At 31.0% G+C, this 23,266-nt stretch carries 18 protein-coding genes and 1 pseudogene; 15 read left to right on the top strand and 4 right to left on the bottom strand.

All coding sequences use genetic code 11. The features are described 5' to 3' along the window. Positions 1-4: 4 nt before the first annotated feature. The 5 genes and pseudogenes from NZD85_RS04380 (at position 5) to NZD85_RS04360 (ending at position 9,326) form a co-directional block, all read left to right on the top strand. Positions 5-1,188 (top strand): annotated as a pseudogene (locus NZD85_RS04380) (DUF2062 domain-containing protein). After that, positions 1,181-4,840 (top strand): MMPL family transporter, encoded by a 3,660-nt coding sequence (locus tag NZD85_RS04375; protein ID WP_260543677.1) that lies wholly within the window; start codon positions 1,181-1,183, stop codon positions 4,838-4,840. The pseudogene NZD85_RS04380 and the gene NZD85_RS04375 overlap by 8 nt, the downstream one beginning before the upstream one ends. Then, positions 4,815-6,386, top strand: a complete 1,572-nt coding sequence (locus NZD85_RS04370; RefSeq protein ID WP_260543674.1) for a phytoene desaturase family protein — start codon at positions 4,815-4,817, stop codon at positions 6,384-6,386. The genes NZD85_RS04375 and NZD85_RS04370 overlap by 26 nt, the downstream gene beginning before the upstream one ends. After that, positions 6,379-8,046, top strand: a complete 1,668-nt coding sequence (locus NZD85_RS04365; protein WP_260543671.1) for a C45 family peptidase — start codon at positions 6,379-6,381, stop codon at positions 8,044-8,046. The genes NZD85_RS04370 and NZD85_RS04365 overlap by 8 nt, the downstream gene beginning before the upstream one ends. Then, entirely contained in the window at positions 8,013-9,326 is a 1,314-nt protein-coding gene (locus NZD85_RS04360) for a phenylacetate--CoA ligase family protein (RefSeq protein WP_260543670.1), read from the top strand. Before NZD85_RS04365 ends, NZD85_RS04360 begins: the two co-directional genes overlap by 34 nt. Before the next feature lie 51 nt (positions 9,327-9,377). On the opposite strand, the gene NZD85_RS04355 is transcribed toward NZD85_RS04360, so the two are convergent. The 3 genes from NZD85_RS04355 to NZD85_RS04345 all read right to left on the bottom strand — a co-directional run bounded on the left by NZD85_RS04355 (position 9,378) and on the right by NZD85_RS04345 (position 12,575). Continuing rightward, positions 9,378-10,940 (bottom strand): M20/M25/M40 family metallo-hydrolase, encoded by a 1,563-nt coding sequence (locus tag NZD85_RS04355; protein WP_171623101.1) that lies wholly within the window; start codon positions 10,938-10,940, stop codon positions 9,378-9,380. Positions 10,941-11,152: 212 nt separating this feature from the next. Beyond that, the gene (locus NZD85_RS04350; RefSeq protein ID WP_225539263.1) at positions 11,153-11,578 is read right to left on the bottom strand and encodes an Hsp20/alpha crystallin family protein; all 426 of its coding nucleotides are present in this window, start codon (positions 11,576-11,578) and stop codon (positions 11,153-11,155) included. A 205-nt stretch (positions 11,579-11,783) separates the two neighbouring features. Beyond that, positions 11,784-12,575, bottom strand: a complete 792-nt coding sequence (locus NZD85_RS04345; RefSeq protein WP_188319849.1) for a S1/P1 nuclease — start codon at positions 12,573-12,575, stop codon at positions 11,784-11,786. A gap of 306 nt (positions 12,576-12,881) precedes the next feature. On the opposite strand from NZD85_RS04345, the gene NZD85_RS04340 reads away from it, so the two are divergent. The 10 genes from NZD85_RS04340 (at position 12,882) to NZD85_RS04290 (ending at position 22,407) form a co-directional block, all read left to right on the top strand. Continuing rightward, a complete protein-coding gene (locus NZD85_RS04340) occupies positions 12,882-13,223 on the top strand; it encodes a PadR family transcriptional regulator (protein ID WP_171623104.1) in 342 nt (113 codons plus the stop codon). Beyond that, positions 13,216-15,006, top strand: a complete 1,791-nt coding sequence (locus NZD85_RS04335) for a PspC domain-containing protein (RefSeq protein ID WP_260543667.1) — start codon at positions 13,216-13,218, stop codon at positions 15,004-15,006. Before NZD85_RS04340 ends, NZD85_RS04335 begins: the two co-directional genes overlap by 8 nt. A gap of 147 nt (positions 15,007-15,153) precedes the next feature. Beyond that, positions 15,154-15,714 carry a 1-acyl-sn-glycerol-3-phosphate acyltransferase gene (locus NZD85_RS04330; RefSeq protein ID WP_171623106.1) on the top strand — a complete coding sequence of 187 codons (561 nt, stop codon included), beginning with the start codon at positions 15,154-15,156 and terminating at the stop codon, positions 15,712-15,714. After that, positions 15,715-16,140, top strand: a complete 426-nt coding sequence (locus NZD85_RS04325; protein ID WP_225542814.1) for a PaaI family thioesterase — start codon at positions 15,715-15,717, stop codon at positions 16,138-16,140. Then, entirely contained in the window at positions 16,133-17,155 is a 1,023-nt protein-coding gene (locus NZD85_RS04320; protein WP_260543666.1) for an isochorismate synthase, read from the top strand. Before NZD85_RS04325 ends, NZD85_RS04320 begins: the two co-directional genes overlap by 8 nt. Before the next feature lie 94 nt (positions 17,156-17,249). Next, positions 17,250-18,083 (top strand): 1,4-dihydroxy-2-naphthoyl-CoA synthase, encoded by an 834-nt coding sequence (locus NZD85_RS04315; RefSeq protein ID WP_171623108.1) that lies wholly within the window; start codon positions 17,250-17,252, stop codon positions 18,081-18,083. 204 nt (positions 18,084-18,287) lie between these two features. Next, the gene (locus tag NZD85_RS04310) at positions 18,288-19,541 is read left to right on the top strand and encodes an MFS transporter (protein WP_260543664.1); all 1,254 of its coding nucleotides are present in this window, start codon (positions 18,288-18,290) and stop codon (positions 19,539-19,541) included. Positions 19,542-19,625: 84 nt separating this feature from the next. Further along, the gene (locus NZD85_RS04305; protein ID WP_260543662.1) at positions 19,626-20,417 is read left to right on the top strand and encodes a hypothetical protein; all 792 of its coding nucleotides are present in this window, start codon (positions 19,626-19,628) and stop codon (positions 20,415-20,417) included. Between the two features lie 60 nt (positions 20,418-20,477). Beyond that, positions 20,478-21,844 (top strand): IS3 family transposase gene (locus NZD85_RS14780; RefSeq protein ID WP_396127087.1). Its coding sequence is split into 2 segments (ribosomal slippage): positions 20,478-20,937 and positions 20,937-21,844, totalling 1,368 coding nucleotides; the frame shifts between segments, so codons are not numbered across the junction. A 77-nt stretch (positions 21,845-21,921) separates the two neighbouring features. After that, a complete protein-coding gene (locus NZD85_RS04290) occupies positions 21,922-22,407 on the top strand; it encodes a hypothetical protein (protein WP_260543658.1) in 486 nt (161 codons plus the stop codon). Between the two features lie 4 nt (positions 22,408-22,411). Here the strand turns inward: NZD85_RS04290 and NZD85_RS04285 are convergent, their stop codons facing one another. Continuing rightward, entirely contained in the window at positions 22,412-23,248 is an 837-nt protein-coding gene (locus tag NZD85_RS04285; protein ID WP_260543656.1) for a glycoside hydrolase family 25 protein, read from the bottom strand. Positions 23,249-23,266 lie beyond the last annotated feature (18 nt).

Raw genomic sequence — 23,266 nt, 5'->3', positions numbered from 1 at the left:
GCGCATGGATTTTTCGAATATTCGACATAAAATAGATGAACTAAAAGTTTGTGTACTTATACCGACTTACAACAATCATAAAACGTTGAAACGTGTGATTGATGGAGTTTTGGACTACACCAATCAGATTATTATTGTTAATGATGGTTCTACAGACGCTACAGATGCTATTTTAAACGAATACGAAAGTCAATTTGTTGTGGTTAAAATAGCACAAAACAAAGGGAAAGGAAATGCTTTGCGAGTTGGTTTTAAGGAAGCCGTAAATAATGGGTATCACTATGCTTTGACAATCGATTCTGATGGGCAACATTTTCCACATGATATTCCAAATTTTATAGAAGAATTAGAACAACGCAATAAACCAGTTTTAATTATCGGAAGTCGCCAAATGGAACAAGATGGGATTCCGAAAAAAAGTAGTTTTGGCAATAAATTTTCTAATTTTTGGTTTTGGTTCGAAACAGGAATTAAATTGAATGACACTCAATCTGGTTATCGTTTGTATCCATTAAAATTTATTCCAAAAAGATTTTGGACAACTAAATTTGAATTTGAAATTGAGGTGATTGTACGTACAGCTTGGAAAGGAATTGAAGTAATTAACATTCCGATTGACATTTTGTACGATCCAAATGAACGCGTTTCACATTTCCGTCCATTCAAAGATTTTACACGAATTAGCATCTTGAATACATTTCTCGTATTCTTGACTATTTTCTACATTAAACCTCGAAATTTTCTGTTCAGTTTCAAAAAAAAAACTTACGAACATTCATTAAAGAAGATATTTTAGGAAGTAACGATAACAATAAAGTAAAAGCGCTATCAATTTCTTTGGGTGTTTTTCTTGGTATTGCTCCTTTTTGGGGTTTTCAAACCTTTTTATCTATTTTTTTAGCCTCTATGTTTCGGTTGAATAAAGTGATCAGTTTCTTCTGTTCTAACATTAGTATTCCGCCAATGATCCCAATCATCATCTACCTATCTTTAGTTACTGGAGGGTTCATTTTACAAGATAATTTTCATTTAGATTTAAGTTTGGTTTCGTTCGAAACGATTAAGAAAAATTTACTTCGATATGTAATTGGGAGCTTAGTTTTAGCAACATTCTGTAGTGTTGTAAGTGGAATTTCAAGTTATTTTTTATTAACTTATTTCAGTCAAAAGACCATTAAGAATGCATAAATATTTCTACACTATATTTTTACATATCAAAGGGAATAAATGGTTGAGCAGTTTACTTTTTATTCTTTTTTTGGCGTGTTGTTTATTTTTTGCGAATCGATTAAAATTTGAGGAAGATATAACGCGAATTATTCCAAAAGATGAGAAGAATGATGCCATTACAAAAGTTATTTCTCAATTAAAATTCACAGATAAAGTTGCTGTTATTATCGAAAAAGAAAAGGCTGGAACATTAGATGATATGACTGCTCAAGCAACAGATTTTTTGGATAGTATTCAACCGCTCAAAGAGTATTACAATGATGTTCAAGGTCAATATGATTTAGATAATTTTGCTTCGACATTTGATTTTGTACATCAGAATTTACCGCTTTTTTTAGAGAAAGAAGATTATGATAAGTTAACTCTAAAACTGACGAAAGATTCTATTGAATCGATTGTTGAACAGAATTACAAAAGTCTAATTACACCAACGGGAATAGTTTCAAAAGAATTTATGTTGAAAGACCCTCTTGGTTTAACTTTTGTTGCGTTAAATCGGTTGAAAGATAAAAATTTAACGAGCGATTTTGAGGTGTATAAAGGGTTTATTGTTACGAAAGATCATTCGAAATTATTGCTCTTTATCAATCCAACATTTTCTGGAAGTGAAACAGAACATAATACTGATTTTGTCAATCGATTAGAGGAAATAAAACAGCATTTAAATCCAAAATATAGCGGGAAATCAACATTAAGTTTTTTTGGTTCAAGTTTTATTGCTGTTGCAAATGCCAAGCAAATCAAGCAAGATATTATCACAACTGTATTGATATCGATGACGACATTAATGGTAATTTTGATGGTGTTTTATCGTAAGCTTTACATTCCAATTATCATTTTTATACCTTCTGTTTTTGGTTTTTTCTTTGCCTTGGCAATGTTGTATTTCATTCAAGGTACAATTTCTGCAATTTCATTAAGTATTGGTGCGGTTTTACTCGGAATAACGATTGATTATTCGTTGCATATCATGACGCATTACAAACACAATAGCGATTCTAAAATACTTTTTAAAGAGATTACCAAACCGCTAATCATGAGCTGTACAACAACAGCGATTGCTTTTTTGTGTTTACTTTTTGTGAAATCAGATGTGTTAAAAGATTTAGGAATTTTTGCTGGAATAACGGTTATTGTTTCTGGTGTTTTTTCATTGTTGATTATTCCACATTTGTATCACCCAAAGCAAAATTCGGTCGAAAATAATTCTACCATTATAGAGAAGTTAGCATTATTCTCATTTCATCATAATAAATTTTTGATTGTAGCTTGTATACTGCTGATTATTGTAAGTTGTTTTACGTTCAGTAAAGTTAAATTTGATAAGGATTTATCAAAATTGAATTACATTCCAACAGATCAAAAAATTGCTGAACAAAAATTAGAAACGTCTTCTAATACCATTTCAAAATCATTGTATGTCGTTAATTATGGAACGGATATAAATGAAGTTTTAACTAAAAATAGCGCGTTAACAACTCAACTATCAAAAGCAGTCAATGCAGATGAAATATTAAGTTTTAATTCGATTCAATCATTGGTTTTACCAGCTGCTGAACAAGTAGAAAAAATAAAGAATTGGAATAATTTCTGGTCTGCTGAAAAGATAAATTTTGTAAAGAATGAGTTTGTCAACGAAGGAAAAAAATATGGTTTTAAACAAAGTATTTACGATCAATTTTTCTCGATTTTTGATAAATCCTATCAACCATTAAAATTAGAGGATTATCGCGCGTTCAATCCATCACTTTTTGAAGAATTTGTTTCCGAAAAAAATGGATTTTATACCATCTCAACTTTAGTCAAATTAAAGGAAGAGAATAGAGAGAAATTTGTGAATCAATTTCATCATAACGAAACAATTGTAATTGACCGAAAGTTACTAAACGAAAACTTTTTAGGTAATTTAGTCAATGACTTTAATAATTTAGTTAATTATTCGTTTTTAGCTGTTTTATTGATTTTATGGTATTTTTTCCGACGTATTGAGTTGGTTATTATTAGTGCGATTCCTATCGCGTTATCAGGTTTGGTTACTGCAGGTTTAATGGGACTTTTTGATATCAAATTTAATATTTTTAGCAGTATTGTTTGCACGTTGGTTTTTGGTCATGGAGTTGATTTTAGTATTTTTATGACAAGTGCTTTACAAAAAGAATACACGATTGGTAAAGATGAAATGCCGACTTACCGAACATCAATTTTATTAGCCGTTATTACGACAGTTTTAGCGATTGGTGCGCTTATCTTTGCAAAACACCCTGCTCTAAAATCTATTGCGTCAGTTTCGTTGGTTGGAGTGCTTGCAGCATTGGTGATTACATTTATTTTTTATCCAATTTTATTTCGATTTTTTATAGCCAATCGTTCCAAAAAAGGAAAAAGTCCGATGACTTTATGGTTGGCAATTCAGAGTGGAATTTTCTTTTTATATTTTGGATTATTTGGAACGTTGACTTCTTTAATACTTCGTTTTTTGATGCTTATTTTACCAATTTTGAAAGAGAAAAAGTACCAACTTTTTGGATGGGGAATGGCAACTTTTATGAAATCTGTATTGATGTTGAAACCAACGGTTGTTAAACGAATAATCAATCCTAATCATGAAAATTTTAAGAAGCAGTCGATTATTATTGCCAATCATACTTCTTTCTTAGATACGTTAGCTATTGGAATGTGTACACCTAAAATTGTTTTTTTAGTAAACGATTGGGTGTATAAATCGCCAATTTTTGGACGTGCAGTTAAAATGGCTGGTTTTTATCCAGTTTCTAATGGTGTTGAAGATAATATTGAAGCAATCAAAAATCGTATTGGTCATGATTTTTCGTTGATGATTTTCCCTGAAGGAACGCGTTCTTTTACAAATAATATCAACCGTTTTCATAAAGGAGCATTTTATTTAGCAGAGAAATTGAAATTAGATATTTTACCAATGTATATTCATGGAAATTCAGAGATTATTCCAAAAGGCGACTTCTTAATTTCGGATGGACATATCTATTCAATAATTGGAGATAGAATTGCTTGGAATGATGAAACTTATGGATTAAATTATTCTGAACGTACAAAAAAAATCAGTAGAGCTTATAAAGCAAAATTTCAAGAAATTCGAAATAGATATGAAGATGAAAATTACTGGAAACAAAAATTGTTTTTAAGTTTTTTGTATAAAGAATTTGAAGTTGTACATGCAGTAAAACAAGATTTTAAACAGTATAAATCGGTTTATCATCAATTGAATGATGTATTTGGTTCGAACGAAAAAATCGTTCATTTTGCTAATGACTATGGACAGATTGATTTCTTATTGTTAATGCAGCAAGCAAGTCGTAAAATTATTTCGTTTATAAAAAGTGAAGATAAAAGATCAATTGCTGCGACAAATTACATTACAAAAATCCGCTCATTAGAATATTCACCAAACTTCAGCGTTAATGAAGAATATACAACTCTTTTGATTTCGACAGAAATTGAAGAAATTAACCAAGAAACAATCAATCAATTTAATAAAATTGTTGTTCTAAAAAATAGAAACATCAATCAATCATTATTTACTGAATTTATTCAACAAACAGAAACAAATGAATACATCGTTTACACAAAATAAATCGAAACCTCATTACGATATTGTCGTGATAGGAAGCGGTTTGGGTGGACTTGTTTCTGCTCTTATTTTGGCAAAGGAAGGAAAGAAAGTGGTGGTGCTTGAAAAGAATAATCAGTTTGGTGGAAATTTGCAAACTTTTGTTCGGAATAAAACAATTTTTGATACGGGTGTTCATTATATTGGAGGTTTAGCCAAAGGTGAAAACTTATATAATTATTTCAAATATCTAAATATAGCCGACAAGCTAAAGTTGAAGCAATTGAACAAAGATGGTTTTGATATGATTTCTTTTGATGATGATAAAAACGTCTATCCAATAGCACAAACTTATCAAAATTTTGTCGATCAATTGTCTGTCTTTTTTCCAGAAGAACGCGAAAATTTAATCGAATACAGTAGAAAGTTAGAAGAGATTTGTGCTGCTTTTCCGATGTATAATTTAGCCACTGCTGCGTTTGCTGACGATGAAGATTTCTTGGCAATTAATGCCAAAGATTACATTGATTCTGTGTTTACAAACGAGCGATTGAAAGCCGTTTTAGTGGGGAATAATTTTTTATATGTGGGACAAGCAAAAAAGACACCTTTATACATTCATGCGCTTTCTGTTAACTCTTATATACATTCGGCTTGGCGTTGTGTAAATGGTGGAAGCCAAATTTCAACTCTTTTGATTAAGGAGTTGAAAAAGTATGGAGGAGAAATTTATAAATACCAAGAAATACAAGCCTTTGTTCAAGATGAAAATGAAGAGGTAATAGCTTGTGAAACGAAGGAAGGAAAGCGTTTTTATGGAGATTTATTCATTTCGAATATAGATATCAAGAAAACGATCGATATGTTGGGAGAACGCAAGTTTGGAAAACCATTTTCTAAACGTGTTAAAAGTTTAGAAGTCACACCTTCCGTGTTTTCTGTTTATTTCGTTTTTAAGCCTAAAAGTTTTCCATATATCAACCATAATATCTATCATTTTAATTCGATAAACGATGTATGGGACAGTTATGAAAAGTCAATTGACAATTGGCCGAATACTTATATTGCAACATTTAGTTTAGATCAAAAAAATGAAGCATATTCGGAAAGTATGACGGTTATGACCTATATGACGTTTGATGAAGTGCAACAATGGGAAGAAACATATAATGTTGATACCAATGATAATTATGGAAATAGAGGAGAAGATTATGAAGCATTTAAACGGTATAAAACAGAACTGATTATTAAAAAATTAGAAAACAAATTTCCTGATATTCGCGAAAAGATTTTAGCGATTCATACATCGACACCGCTTTCCTATCGAGATTTTATTGGATCAGAAAAAGGTAATATGTATGGTTTTTTGAAAGATAGTCATCATCCGATGAAAACATTTATATCACCGAGATCAAAAGTGAAAAATATTTATTTTACAGGTCAAAATGTACGAGTTCATGGTGTTTTAGGCGTTACAATTGGTGCTTTTCTGACGTGTTGCGAAATTCTTGGATCCGAATATTTAATGAATAAAGTTCATCGGGAAATCAATCAAAAAGCTTATGAGTAAATACTTCTACATTTTAACTTTTATTCTGTTTACACTTTCTTCTTGTGGCATCCAAAAAAGTATGGCTGACCGTCCTGATTTATCTGCTTATCATTCTCAAAATTATATTCGTAACGAAGTAAATGATTCTTTATTTTATATAGAAAATAATTTCTTAAAAAAGAATAAGTCTCAAAATTGGGAGTTATATGTTTCTGGTGATGCATTAGAAATAGGTCAGAAAACAGGGGTTTTAACAAAGGAATTATATGCATTTCAAGAAGAATCATTTATGAATCTGATTACCGATTTTATTCCTTCCGAAAAGCGTCGAAAATTTTTGTTTAAAGTTCTAAAATACTATAACCGAGATTTACATCAATATATCAAAAACGAATATAAAGCACAGATTTATGGTCTTTCCGAATTTTCTTCAAATCGATATGATTCGTTGATGGATAAATACAATCGAAATCTTTTTTTGCATGGCGCACATGATATAGGGCATGCTATGCACGATTTGATGCTGGTTGGATGTTCTTCTTTAGCAGTTTGGGACAATAAATCGGAAGATGGAGGATTATTAATCGGTCGAAATTTCGATTTTTATGCAAACGACGATTTTGCTAAAAATAAAATAGTGTCGTTTATTCGACCTACATCTGGCTTTCCATATATGTCGGTTACTTGGGGTGGAATGATAGGTGTGTCGTCTGGAATGAATTTAGAAGGTTTGACAGTGACGATTAATGCAGGAAAATCTTCGATTCCGCTGAAAGCAAAAACTCCAATTTCTCTTGTTGCATTAGAAATATTGCAGTACGCATCTACTATTGATGAAGCGATCGAGATTGCGAAGAACAAAAAAGTGTTTGTGTCCGAAAGTTTAATGATTGGAAGTAGTAAAGATCATCGGGCAGTTTTGATTGAAATTTCGCCTAAAAAATTTGGTGTTTATGAAGTACAAAATCAACCTTATTTGGCGTGTACAAATCATTTTCAGAGTATAGAATATCAAGATGATAAACGAAATAATAAGCAAAAAACAGAAAGTCATTCCGTTTATCGTTTCGAAAAAATTGATGAACAGTTAACCATTCAAAATCAGTTAAATCCTCAAAAAATGGTTGATTTATTACGAGATACAAATGGGTTAAAAAACAGTAAAATTGGTTTTGGAAATGAAAAAGCGTTGAATCAGTTATTAGCGCATCATGCAGTTGTTTTTCAGCCAGATAAACGATTGGTTTGGGTTTCGTCAAATCCATATCAATTGGGTGAATTTACAGCTTATGATTTGAATAAAATTTTTAATGATTCAATTTCAAATTTTAAATTAAATGTGGATAGTTTAGAAATTGAAAAAGATCAATTTTTAACGACAAAAGCGTACCAAGATTACGAAGCGTATCGCGTTCAACAGAAGTTAATTGCGCAATTGATTAAAGATAAAAAAGAAATAGATAATGATTATTTAAATCGTTACATTCAGAATAATCCAAATTTTTGGAAAGTGTATGCGCAAGTTGGTGATTATTTTTTTCAACAAAAAGACTATCAACAAGCGAGTAATTATTATAAATTAGCATTAACAAAGGAAATCACTACGATTCCGGATCGATTAATAACAGAGAAAAAGCTATCAAAATGCACACGCAAAATAGCCAACAAAAATCAATAGAAAAGCTTTCGGTAGAAGAAATAAAAGCGTTTCAAAATCAAAAATTACAAGATCAAATTGCCTATTTAGCAAAGCATTCTAAGTTTTATCAAGATTTATTTGAACAAAATAAGATTGATTGGAAAAGAATCAAATCAACGGAAGATCTAAAATTGATTCCCGTAACAACCAAAAATGATTTACAACAACGAAATTTTGACTTTTTGTGTGTTCCGTTACCTGAAATTATAGATTATTCGACGACTTCCGGAACTTTAGGCGATCCTGTAACGTTTGGATTAACGAACCAAGATTTGGAACGATTGGCTGATAATGAATTGAATTCCTTTCAACGAATTGGCGTTCAAAAAGGTGATGTTGTACAAATGATGACGACAATTGATCGTCGTTTTATGGCTGGATTGGCTTATTTTCTTGGTTTGCGAAAGTTAGGAGCAGGTGTTGTTCGTGTAGGAGCGGGGGTTCCTCAATTGCAATGGGATTCTATTCTAAAATATCAACCGAAATTTTTGGTGGCAGTTCCTTCTTTTTTGTTGAAAATGATTGATTATGCTGAAAAAAATAACATCGATTTCAATACATCTTCTGTAAAAGCAGTTTTGTGTATAGGCGAAGCTTTGCGAGATAGGGATTTGAAACCGTCTTTGTTAGCGCAAAAAATTACTTCGAAATGGAATATTCAGCTCTTTTCAACGTATGCTTCGACAGAAATGAGTACCGCTTTTACGGAATGTGAAATAGGAGTAGGAGGTCATCATCAACCAGATTTGATTATTACAGAGATTTTAGATGAAGAAAATAATGAAGTTGAAAATGGTGAATTAGGTGAATTAACGATTACTACTTTGGGTGTTGAAGGAATGCCTTTGTTGCGTTTCAAAACGGGAGATTTAGTACGAAAACATTCCGAAAAATGTAAATGCGGAAGCCATACCTATCGATTAGGTCCAGTTGAAGGAAGAAAACAACACATGATAAAGTACAAGGGAACAACGTTGTATCCACCTGCTTTACAGGATGTATTGTCGCATTTTGATGAAATAAAACTACATTTAATAGAAATTTATTCGAATGAGTTAGGAACAGATGAAATTTTGATTCGATTAGTTTCGATAGATGAAACGGATGATTTTTTAGCCAAAATAAAAGATCGTTTTAGAGCAAAAATGCGTGTAACTCCCTCGATTAAATTTGAAAATTTTGAAACTTTGCAAACAGTCATTTTTAAACCAGAAAGTCGAAAGCCAATCACATTTATTGATTATAGAGAAAATAGTTAATTCAAAAAAAAATCCACTCATTGGAGTGGATTTAATATGTTTAAGAAAATCTTATTTCATATAAGCATCAGAATTTCTTGCAGGGCTTTTAACCTCTGGCCATTCTTGTTGCTTTCCATCTCTACCAACAGGTAAAACACGACGATCACGATTAACTAATTCATTTTCCTTGTCCGCCATCATTGTTAATGTAGCAGCTAATATTGCATTATTCTGAATTTCTTCGAAAACAATTTTGTCATAAGTATCCTTGTTTGTGTGCCAAGTATATGTACCATAACCCCAATTAAGAGAACTTAACATAAATCCTGGTACGCCTGCAGCAACAAATGAAGCATGATCTGATCCACCTCCACTTGGAGAACCAGGAAAATCTGTTTTAATTTCATTACGAACAAAAGAAGGTGTCGCAGCTAACCAACGCGTCATATATTCGTAAGATTTTTCGAAACCTGAACCATTGATGTTAACTACTCGCCCAGTCCCATTATCTAAGTTGAACACAGCTTGTGTATTTTTTACAATTTCTGGATGATCTTCTACGAAAGCACGAGAACCGTTCAATCCTTGTTCTTCACTTCCCCATAAACAAACTAAAATGGTACGTTTGTTATTTGGATATAATTTTTTAATTGTACGAATAGCTTCCATCATCGCGATTGTTCCTGTTCCATTATCAGTCGCACCTTGTGCACCATCCCAAGAATCAAAGTGAGCCGATAAAATAATATATTCGTTTGGTTTTTCTTTACCTTTTATTTCTCCTACAATATTAAATGTTTTTGCAACTCCATTATGTTTAGATTGCGCATTAACAGTTAATTTTGGAGCAGTTCCATTTTCAGCTAAACGATATAGCATTCCATAATCTTCATTCGAAATATCTAACATTGGAATCGTTTTCGTTTTTGCACCAAAAATTCTGTTTGCACCCATAATTCCAGTCCAATATGAAATGGCAACTGCAGCAGCTCCATTTTTCTCCAGAACTTCTGGAAGTGTATTGTTGTTAAAACCTGTTACTTTAATAGAATTACTCCAAGCTTCAGCTTCAGCTTTTCTATTTTCAGTTACTTTTTTGTATAATGCTTCAGACCCAAATTCTTTGTATTGATAGTCAGAACGTCCATACGATTGGTTTTGAGACATTAAAACAATTTTACCTTTTACACTTGGTAACCAAGCGTCAAATTCCGCTTTCGTTTTGAAAACTGGCATCGCAATAACTTCAGCAGTTACAGCTTTTTTAGTTGCTGGTGACCATGCTAATTGAGTTGCTTCGATTGATTTTGCTCTCGGATAAGTCATATCAACGTGAGTTAAACCACGTTCCCAAGCTTTCCATGTTCCGTAATCTTCGCGACGAGCTTCAACTCCCCATGATTTTAAGGTTTTAATTGCCCAATCTCCGGCTTGATCCATTTGTGGTGTTCCAACTAATCGAGGTCCAATTCCGTCTAATAATTCATGCGAAATTTTTTTCAATTGCGAATTATTTTGGATTTCTGTTACAAAGCTTTGTACTGTTGGATCCAATTTTTCTTGCGCTTGTGCATGTACTGCAACAGAAGATAAAACTAATGCAGAGTAAGTTAATGTGTTAATCAATTTCATAATTAATCTGATTTCGTGTGATAAATTTTACAAATTAGGTCTAAAATATAATATTTTGTTAAATAAAAAAAGACTTCAGAAGATGTCTTTACTTTATTTATGTTTTTTTGAAAATATAATATTGTTTTTTATTAATTTATCATTCCGAAAAAAAATCCCCAACTTCGAAAAATTGAGGATTGATGAATTAACTAACTAAAATTAAATTTATACTATGAAATTTGTATACTACGTTTTTCTTTTGGCAATGCTTCTTCTTTTTTAGGTAAAACTAATTTTAAAATTCCGTTCACATAAGAAGCTTCAATTTTATCTTCATTAACCGTTTCTGGTAAAGTAAATGCTCTTTTAAAGTTGGTGAAATTAAATTCTCTTCTCGAAAATTTTTCTTCCTTTACTTCTTTTGTTTGATTGATTTCTGAAGAAATAGTCAAAACATTTTCATCTACCTCAATTGCAAAATCTTCTTTTGTAAGACCTGGCGCAGCTAATAAAATCTCAAAACTATCTTCGTTTTCTTTGATGTTGACTGCCGGAAATTGATTGTTCGAATTTACGTATGTTTCAAATTTTGGAAGCATCGCATTATCAAATCCAAAAGGGAAATAATTTGTTCTGTTTTTTCTAACTGTATTCATGTTTTGTATGTTTAAATTTTTGATTTCATTATTCATGCTAAATACTTTTCAAATTATATGCAAAATGATTTAATAAGACAAAATGACTTGTTTTTGAAAAATATCACTGTCAAAAAGTCTGAAAATTAGATTTAGTGCATAAAAAATCCTGAAAAATTGACTTTTCAGGATTTGAATTTATTTTAGAATAATTTAAAAATCTATTTTATTTAAATATATCATCCAAAACTTTTGCTAAACGAATTCCTCCTTTTAATAATTGATCTTCTATGATAAATTTGTTATCAAAATGGTAACGGTATCCTAATTTATCGTCCATTTTTACACCTGCGTAAATATTGTTTGCAAGAATGTAAGAACCATAAATCCAGTCTGCATAAGTGCCTTCTTTCATTTGAATTTGACGCTCTTTTGAAGCAATATCTAACAAATTTGAATATTCTGTGTACGAATAGTTTTCGTAATCAACTAATTTAGAATCCCAAACCGTGTGGATATTTACTTTATCACGGAACCATTCTACTTTGATTCGATTTCCTCCCAAATCATCTGGACGCCCCACATGAAGTGGTTGATGCGCATCCCCAAGAATGTGAATTAAAAAGTATAAATTATGTTGTTTTTCCTCAATCGTAAGATTTTGATTGTTTTTTAATTCGTTGATTAAAAACAACCCTTTTTTGTACATATTTTCATCCGACGTTTGCTCTAAAGCAACATCAAATTGTTGACGATTTAAATTTCCAGGAATGTTGACATAGTGATAAGAATCTGCATGTTTCCAAGTAGTATCAGATTTAATAAAATCTGGCCAGTTCGCCCAATACGCTAACTTTTGAGGGCCAATGATTTTAGTAATTTCTTTACGAGTTTTCTTGCTAATATGTTGTTCTGCGATTTGAGAAACTACTCGGTGACCTGTTAATCCCCAAGCTAAAGCACTTTCTGAAGCTAAAAAAGCACCTAAAAGCATTATGCTTCCTATTATTTTTTTCATTGTGTGAGCTCGAATTTTTGCAAAGATAAGGAAAGTTAAGCAAGTTGAAATGTGATTTTTAATTGCAAATAAAGTGATAGAGGTTTTTATTGAATAGAATAAAAACATTTAAATTTTTATTCTAAAAAAATTAATTAGAAAAGAATGTAAAAAAACTTAAAAAAAATATTTTTATATCAATCCTTGATAAATAGACCGATTGTTGTAGTTTTTATATATAATACTAAAAATAATTCAGTACTTTGTTTTGCATAATACTAAAACTTTTATATATATTTGTATAACAAAATAAAACAAGCCGTTCTTATGAATATAGAGAAAACAAAAGTTCAGATGCGAAAAGGTGTACTGGAATATTGTATTCTCAGCATTATTAAAAAAGGTGATGCTTATGCATCTGATATCATAGACGAATTGAAAAAAGCAGAGATGATTGTTGTTGAAGGAACATTATATCCGCTTTTAACAAGATTAAAAAATGATGACCTTTTACAATATCGTTGGGAAGAATCAACCTCAGGACCACCTCGCAAATATTATGCACTTACAGAGTTAGGTGAAGAATTTTTAAAAGAATTAGCTGCTACTTGGGATCAGTTAATCGAAGCCGTGAATAAAGTAACCACAGAAACGCACAAAAATGGATAAGACAGTATCAATAAGTATAGGAGGATTTTCTTTCGTGTTAGACGAAATCGCCTATAATAAATTAAAAACCTATTTACAGGATGTAAAAACTTCGTTGAGAGGAACAGAAGGTATTGAAGATATTATTGAAGATGTAGAAATCCGTATTGCTGAATTGTTTCGCGAACGATTAAAATTTAGAGAAGTCGTGAACGAGGATGATATTAATTTTGTGATTGCAACGATGGGGCATCCAGATCAATATAAAGTAGAGGATGAAGAGGGTGAAACGACGTCATCAACAAATTCTTCTTACACTTCATCATCAAATAACCAATCGTATGGAGGACAACAAACAGGAGCAAAACGTTTGTACCGTGACCCAGATGATACAATTGTAACAGGATTATCTGCTGGTTTGGCACATTATATGGGCGTAGATCCTTGGTTTGTACGAGCAATTTGGTTGGTTTTACTTGTGTTAGGAGTTGCAACTCTTGGTGTTTCGTTTTGGTTGGTTGTTTTTTGTTATTTTATCTTATTAATTTTTGTTCCAAAAGCAAAAACTACATCAGAAAAATTGCAAATGTATGGACAACCAGCAAACATAGATACCTTAAAAAAAAACGTAGAACAAGCCAGTGAAACGGTTGTTAGCGGAGGTAAAGAATTAAGTAATAAATTAGGTGGAGTCTTTGGTGTTTTTGGTCGACTATTACTTTGGTTTATTGGATTTATTATACTGAGCTCGGGAATTGGACTTATTGTTGCTGGATTCTTCTTCTTTTTCACAACGTGGACAGAAATGCCTACAGAATTATTTGGCTACATAGTTGAGGAAGAATGGATGAGCATGGCTGCAAAGATTTTTGGTGGAATCTTAATGGTAATTCCAGGTGTTTTATTGACAATTTTAGGCGTAAAATGTTTTTGGAATCGTGTAACAGTGAGCAAAGCCGTTATTTTTGGATCAATCGCTCTTTGGTTCGTTGCCTTATTTGCTATCATCGGAATTTCGGTAAGTACCGCAAGTAAATTCAGAAATTCTGTTGAAATGACTGAAGATAAAGTACTAAATATTCCTTCAGACACGCTTCAAATAGAATTTACGAATAGAGAAGAAGGGAATTATAGATACAGTGGTTTCAATGATTTAGAGCAATTAATTGATGAAGAAGGTAATTTAGTTATTCCAATTTACAAAACTTTTGACATCGAAGAGAGCAGTGACAATAATGTACATTTAGAAATTCGCTATTCATCGAAAGGAGGAAGTAAAGAGGAAGCAAAACGTAATTTAGAATCAATTAAATACAATTATCAATTAGAAGGAAACAAATTGAATTTAGATAAATTTGTTAAAATTCCAAAAAACGGTAAATTCAGAGAACAAACAGTTGATATTAAAATTTATGTACCGAAAAATAAAGTATTATTTGTCAGAAAATCAAATTCGGTAAATATCAGATCTGGACAATACGATACCGATTATTTTAACGATGTAAATAATAATTATTTTGCATTTAATGGAAAAAAAATCGTATGTTTGAATTGTCAAAAGGATACAGATTCTGAAGATGATAACTTCGAAGGAGATGTAAACATACATGTAAATGACGGAAACGATTCGGCAAAAGTTAGAATCGATAAAAATGGTATTCGTGTTGAAAGTAATGAAGGATCTGTAGGATTAAATTTACCAAGAACCGAAAACAAAAAAGAAAAATCAAACCAAGAAATAAACTACAAAGATGATACAGATTCTATTAACATTAATTACAGAAATCATTCAAATAATCGTTGATTTCTTTGCATAGACCAAAGAAGAATTTTAATTTATACTATACAAAAAAGAGACATTTCAAACGAAATGTCTCTTTTTATTTTCGTCACATTTACAAATATCCGTTTTGAGTTTTGTATGTTTGTATAGGTTTAATGTACCATATTTATGAAAAAAATTTTAGGTAAATTATTGTATTCGTTAGGAGGTTGGAAATTAGACAATCATCTGGATTTATCAAAGGTAGATAAATGCGTTTTGGTTTGTGCGCCACATACTTCTAATTGGGATTTTTACTATACGATTTTAGCTTTTTGGCAAATGGGAATTCCAATGAAAATGTTTATCAAAGATGCTTGGACAAAGCCTTGGTATGGTTATTTTATCAAACAAATGGGAGGAATCGGAATCGATCGTTCACAACGACATAATATGGTTGATTTTGCATCAGATATTTTAAAAAAAGCAGATAAATTATACTTAATCAATACGCCAGAAGGAACGCGTTCACGTGCAGAAAAGTGGAAAAATGGTTTCTTTTATATTGCGCAGAAAGCTGATGTTCCGATTGTTTTAGCATATTGTGACTTTAAGAAAAAGCGAGCTGGAATTTCAAAAATTGTAGAAACAGAAAATAAATCTTTGAATGATGTGATGGATGAAATTCAAGATTTTTACAAAGATGTAACAGCAAAACATCCCGAACTTTATAATCCAAAAATACATTAGATGATGAATGAACAAGATAGTTTAAGAAAATTTCAAGCTATGTCAAAAAACACATTACTTGAAACATTAGATATTGAATTTACAGCAGTTGGAGAAGATTTTTTAGCTGGAAAAATGCCTGTTACACCGAAAGTTCATCAACCTTTTGGATTATTGCATGGTGGCGCATCAATTGTTTTAGCTGAAACTTTAGGAAGTACCTTATCCAATATAATTTTAGCATCTGATGATTACGTTGCTGTAGGGCAACATGTTGATGCAAATCATCTTCGACCAAAGAAAGAGGGGACAATTTTTGGACATGCAACAGTCGTAAAAAGAGGTCGTACATCGCATTTGATTAAGATTGAAATCAAAGATGAAAACGATAAATTAATTTGTTATACTCATTTAACTAACGCCATTATTTCAAAAAAACATGTTTAAAAAATTTCAAGAGAAACTTGAAAGATTAATTCAGAATCAAAAACCGTTTATACTTTTCAGAAAACCAAATACGACACAAGTCGAGTTATGGGAGAATAAAGCTATTGTAACAGATAATCAATTTATTTGCAATAGCTTCGATAATTCAAAATTAATTGAATTTAATGATGATGAGGTTCAAGTAATACCAATTGATCAATTACCAAATTTTGAACTTTCTTTACCAGAATCTGATCAAAATGAAGCGATTTCGTACGAAAATTACATTAATTTAATTCAAAAAACTGTTCAAGAGTTACACAGTGAGTCGGCAACAAAAAAAATTGTAATTAGTCGAATCAATTCACTTGCAAAAACAGCAGTTAATTTAGCCGAAACATTCAAAAACTTACACCAACATTATCCAAATGCCTATCTATATTTGCGTTATGATGTTAAAGAAGGATGTTGGATTGGTGCGTCTCCAGAGCTCTTATTGAAAGAAAATAATCAATTCATCGAAACAGTTTCTTTGGCAGGTACAAAGGCGAAAGAAGATGATTGGACGGAAAAAGAATACCATGAACAACAAGTTGTTACCGATTATATTGCTTCAACTTTAAAACCTTATACTGCTTATATTGATGTGGATGGTCCGTTTTCGGTAAATGCTGGTTTTTTTGAACATTTGAAATCGTATATTTCAGCTCAATTAAACGATAAAACAAAGCTTTACGATTTATTGAAAGCCTTGCATCCAACGCCTGCTGTTGGTGGAATGCCAAAAGATTTATCGAAAGATTTTATCTTAAAAAATGAAGGATATGATCGCTCTTTTTATGCAGGTTTTATGGGGTATCAAAATAAAATAGCATCTGAATATTTTGTGAATCTTCGTTGTGCAAAAATCTATTCGAATAAAGTGAATTTGTATGTCGGAGGTGGAATTATGCCAGATTCTGTACCTGAAAAGGAATGGCATGAGACAGAATTGAAATCCAAAACAATAGGTGAGTTATTAATTTATTCAACATAAATTATCTTAATCAATAGTTTTACTAAAAGAGTCTAAATTGTAAGAAAAGTCTTATTTTCGAAAAGTTAAAAATTAAAATAAAATACAAAATATAATGGCAACAATAAATTGGCAAACGGTAAAAGAATATGAAGATATCACGTTTAAGAAATGTGATGGTGTAATGCGTATTGCTTTTAATCGTCCTGAAGTTCGTAATGCGTTTCGTCCAAAAACAGTTTTCGAATTGTTAGACGCTTTTCAATTAGCAGAAGAAGATCGAGAAGTTGGTGTAATTCTGTTAACAGGAGAAGGACCATCTGCAAAAGACGGTGGTTGGGCTTTTTGTTCGGGAGGAGATCAACGCGTTCGTGGAGCAAAAGGCTACGAAGGACAAGATGGTGTTGGTCGTTTGAATATTTTAGAAGTTCAACGTTTGATTCGTTTTTCAACTAAAGTTGTAGTAGCTGTGGTTAACGGTTGGGCAGTTGGTGGAGGACATTCTTTACACGTTGTTTGCGACATGACATTAGCTTCTAAGGAGCATGCGATTTTCAAACAGACAGATGCCGATGTTGCGTCTTTTGATGGAGGTTATGGTTCGGCTTATTTGGCAAAACAAGTTGGTCAAAAACGTGCGCGAGAGATTTTCTTTTTAGGATTGAATTACTCTGCTCAAGAGGCTTATGAGATGGGAATGGTGAACTTGGTTGTTCCTCATGATGAATTAGAACAAGTAGCTTTTGATTGGGCACAAGAAATTTTAACAAAATCTCCTACAGCAATCAAAATGTTGAAATACGCGTTCAATTTAGTGGATGATGGATTGGTTGGTCAACAAATATTTGCTGGTGAAACAACTCGTTTTGCTTACGGAACAGAAGAAGCTGTAGAGGGTAGAAATGCGTTCTTAGAAAAACGTAAACGAGATTTTTCTAAATTTCGTTAATTTAATTTTACACCATATTTATGAGAGCGATACTTTAAGTATCGCTTTTTTAAATTAATTTATAATTTAACAATAAACTTTTAGTAATTTTTGAATAGAATTAATGGAAGTTTGGTTTAATATTGGAACAAATTAATTTTCCAAAATCAATTTATTTTTTCTTAAAATCAATGTACATTTAAGGTTTAAAATTCAATTCGTAAAATGACATCAGAGGAGAAAATTCCACCTATTTGGAAAAATAAAGAATTTGTTCCATTTATATTTTTAAGATTTTCCTTAATCTTCGCATTATTTATACAAAGCACATCGGTTGCTTACGAAATTTTTCAAGTCACACAGAAAGCAATTTTTCTTGGATTAATAGGTTTAGCTGAGTTTTTGCCCATTCTTTTTACCGCATTTTATGCAGGACAATTGGTGGATAAATTAGATAAGCGAATGATTTTGATACGGAGTATAAGTTGTTTTATGACAGCTTCTTTTGTCTTGATGATTGTTAATTTTCCTTCAGTAAGAGAAGCAATCGGAATTCCAATTTATTTAGGCGTTTGTTATTTTGCTTTTTTTATTTTGGGGTTGACAAGAGCATTTAGCGGACCAGCGTTATTTGCACTATTAGCATTAGTTGTTCGCAAAGAAAATTATACGAAAGCAATTCCAATTTCTTCTTCTGCTTTTATGATTGGTTCAGTTTTAGGACCATTAGCTGGTGGAGTTATTTTAGCCAAATTTGGTATTGAGGCAGCTTTAATAACGGCATTTGCTATTATGTGTATTTCGATGATGATGATTTTAATGATTGCTAAAAAACCAGCTGAAACTTCCGAATCTGAATCAACAGAATCACCATTGATACGAATCAAACAGGGATTGAGATTTATTTGGGGTACACCAATTATATTAGCCGTTTTGAGCTTAGATATGTTTGCTGTTTTCTTTGGTGGAGCAGAATCGTTGTTACCAGCTTTTGTTGAAAAAGTATTAAAATTAGGACCAGAAGCTTTTGGGTTTTTACGTTCAGCCCATGGAATCGGATCGTTAATCATGATGTTTTTTTTGTCAATAATTCCAAGTTTATTAAAAGGGAATGTAGGTCCAAAATTATTAGTTGCAGTTGCGATGTTTGGAGTTTGTATTATAGGTTTTGGTTTCAGTCGAAATTTGTATTTATGCTTTGTTGTTCTGCTTTTTGGTGGTGCATTTGATGCTATTTCAATGGTCATTCGTCAAAGTATTTTACAAATCAAAACACCCGAAAATTTAAAAGGTCGTGTATCATCTGTCAATTCAATTTTTGTGAGTTCTTCTAACGAATTAGGTGCTTTGGAAAGTGGAATTGCAGCTACATTTTTAGGGATTGTTCCTGCCATTATTTTTGGAGGATCGATGACAATTTTAACCGTCATTTTAATCTCTTTATTTATTAAGCCAATTAGAAATGTTAAGTTGAAATAGAATTATTTTTAGTTTGAAATATTATTACACAACAAGGGGTATTTTAAATAAATAAGTTTATTTTTGCAATAAACTGTATGAAAAATGTTTAGATATTTATTAATTGCTTTTTGTAGTTTGTTTATAATTTCTTGTGATGAGGATATTCAAGAAGAAGAATATTTGGTAGAATCGAATGATAATTTGTTTCCGAAAGGTTTTTTTTCGAATAGATATTTTGTAAATGAATCTTTACCAGATTATAATTTTGATAGTATTCAAATTAAATATGATGATCAAAAAAGACCAATAGAAAAAAATATTAAATCTTTTCATTATATCATGAGTTCTCAAAAAGTGAAATATACCAATGATTCTTTATATGAGATTTCTGAAGGTGGAGTAATTATAGAAAAGGGAACTTATCAAGTTAAAAATTATTTTAAAGAGAAGATAATTCAGAAATTAACTTCTACTAAAGATAAAATAAATACTAAATATGTATATTCTGCAATTGAAGGAGATTCTGTTTTGGATTCAGTCAAAATAGAAAAAGGGAAAATTTTAGAAATTCAGAAATATTATTGGAACAGAAATTCAAATTACCCTCATTTAACGAACTTGGATAGTATCGAGATTAGACAAATTAATAAAGCTGATTCTACTGATCATTCGAATGCACGTAATGTACTTTCTTTCTATAAATACGATAAAAAACAGAATCCTTTTATCCGTTTGGGGATTTTTGACGATATAAACTATAGACATTTATCGTTTAATAATTTTATATTAGTAAATATGAAATTGTATGATAAAGAAGATAAAATTATTTATAATCATGATTTTTCTCCAACCAAGTTTTATTACAAAAATGGAAAAGTAGATTTAACAAAATAACAAAAAGCTCATCAATTTACACTGCCCCCAAAAAGTTAGACACTTTTGGGGGCATTTTTTATGGCAAGAAAAGTAAAATATGATGTAACATACAAGTTGCGATGTGTCAAAGAAGTTTTAAAAAAACATCATTCAGTTCATTCTATATCACATCAAGAAGGTATTTCAGGAAGTTTATTGCGTAAGTGGATTACTGATTATCATAATCAAGGAGCTTTAGGTTTAGAACCTAAGAAAAACCAAACGTATAGCGTTGAATTTAAGTTGAAAGTTATTAAGTCTATAACCAAACAGTTTCTTAGTTTGCGTGAAGCACGCTTGAAATTTAATATTCCAAGTGAATCGGTTATTATAAAATGGCAAAAAGATTTTGCTACCTTTGGAATAGACGGATTAAAACCCAAACCAAAAGGCCGTCCCAAGACTATGAGCACATCTAAGGGTGGACCTGAAAAATCGAAACAACCGTTAACAAGAGAAGAAGAACTATTGTTGGAGATTGAACGTTTACGTTGTGAAGTTGCACTCTTAAAAAAGTTCAATGCCTTAATTCAAGCCGAGGAAGAAAAACAAAAGAAACTTGGACGCAAGCCATAAATGAATTAAGGCCAGAATTTCATCTAAATTTACTTTTAGATTGTACACATATGGCTAGAAGCAGCTTTTACTATCATATTTCACGTAGTAAAACAGATAAATACGAGGAATTAAAACTTAAGATAAAATCCATTTATCATCAGCATAAAGGGCGATATGGCTATCGACGAATTACCGATGAATTAAGAAAATCAGGAACTATCATCAATCATAAAACTGTTCTTAAACTGATGAATAGCTTAGGATTAAAGAGTTTGATTCGAAGAAAAAAATACAAATCTTACAAAGGAGAACAAGGAAAGATTGCACCAAACATCTTGCAAAGAGCATTTAAGGCTGATAAACCCAACCAAAAATGGGTAACAGATGTTACCGAGTTTAAAGTAAAAGATAAAAAACTATATTTATCACCAATAATGGATCTGTACAATCAAGAAATTATCAGCTATGAGTTAAGCGAACGACCTGTTTTTAATCAAGTAACTCAAATGCTTAAAAAGGCATTTAAAATAACGAAAGACACTAAAGATTTGATATTACATTCAGATCAAGGATGGCAATATCAAATGAAACAATATCAGGCTTTATTAAATGAAAAAGGAATCATACAAAGTATGAGTAGAAAAGGAAATTGCTTAGATAATGCTATTATCGAGAATTTCTTCGGAATACTGAAATCGGAACTATTTTATTTACAAAAATTTAATTCTATTGAAGAGCTAAAAAAAGAAATAAAACAATACATTTACTATTACAATAACGATAGAATAAAATCGAACTTAAATAAAATGAGCCCGATACAATATCGAACTCATTTTTATAATTATTAATTTTTAATCTGTCCAAACTTTTGGGTGCAGTCTAATTTGATGAGCTTTTTTATTTACTTTAAGTAAATTAGCTATCAATGAAATATAGTATTTACTTTTTAATTTTAGGATTTAGTTTGTTGAGTTGTACTAAGGAAGAAATTAAAATAAGGGTTGATAAAGTAGAAAATAATATGATACACTTTACAATTAAAAATAACTCCGAAAAAGAATCAATTCGCTTTTTAAAGCCTAAACATAATTATTTATGTTATGAAGGAGGTAATCCTATTAATAATATTTATAAAGATTTTTACATCTTAGATTTTATAGATAGATATAAAGATTTAAAGACTTTTAAAAGTACTCATGTAGATATATTAGATAATAATCCAAGTGATTTATCTGATTATATAATAGTAGAGATTCATAAAAATAAATCATACTCAGACAGTATAATGATACCTGATAAAGATTGTGAGTATTGTTATTTTTACCCTATAATCGAAGAAAATACTATTTTAATGATAAGAAAAGATACATTGATTTATGATGGAAAAGGAGCTGTAAAATTGATTCATTAATTTTTTAAAGTGTCAAACCTTCCAAATCATCAATTGTTCCGTTATAGATATTGACATCTACTTTATATCGTTTAACACCTTCTATAGTTGCTTTTTCCGTAAACTGCCAAAAATTCCAATGACCTTTCATTTCCTGTACCCAAAAATTGTAATTGGCAATCCAAATGATGTGGCCATCCAAATGATTTTGTAAATAATCTTCAAAATATTTGTCAGAGGTATATATTATAGGTTTGATATCGTAATGCTCTTCCACAATTTTGCACCAATTCTTGATTCCTTCTACCAAACGTTCCATCGATTGCGTTTTTGGCAAGGTTTCGATGTCGAGAACTGGAGGTAAATCACCTTTTTTTAATTTTACTATATTGATAAAATTTTGAGCTTGTAAAGTCGAATTCTCATCAGGTCGATAAAAATGATAAGCACCTCGCAAAATATTATTTTCTTTTGCTTCTTTCCAATTTTCCTCAAACCTAATATCAACAGACGATGTTCCCATAGTAGATCGGATAAAAGCAAAATTAATGGGGTACAATTTGTAGATAGTATGCATTTTCGTCCAATCAATTTCACCTTGATATTGGGACACATCCACGCCAAACGTTTTGAGATAATATTTGTCCATTACCTCAATATTTCTGATGTCATATTTCGTTACTTTTTCATCAGTAATTTTTTCACCTTTCAATGATTTTTCTACAATTGTAAAGTAATAATGAATTCCATGGCGGTAACGATACGTAAAATAAAGTACACACAAAATAACAAACGCAATAAAATAGGTCGAAGGTTTTATCTTCTTGTAAAAAGGTTGTTGTTTTATTTTTTTACGAGGCATTTTAGTAGATGAAATAGA

The organism is Empedobacter stercoris (genome assembly GCF_025244765.1).
Taxonomy (GTDB): domain Bacteria; phylum Bacteroidota; class Bacteroidia; order Flavobacteriales; family Weeksellaceae; genus Empedobacter; species Empedobacter stercoris.
Note: the sequence above shows the minus strand (reverse complement) of the source record. Positions and strands in the feature narration are given on the sequence as shown.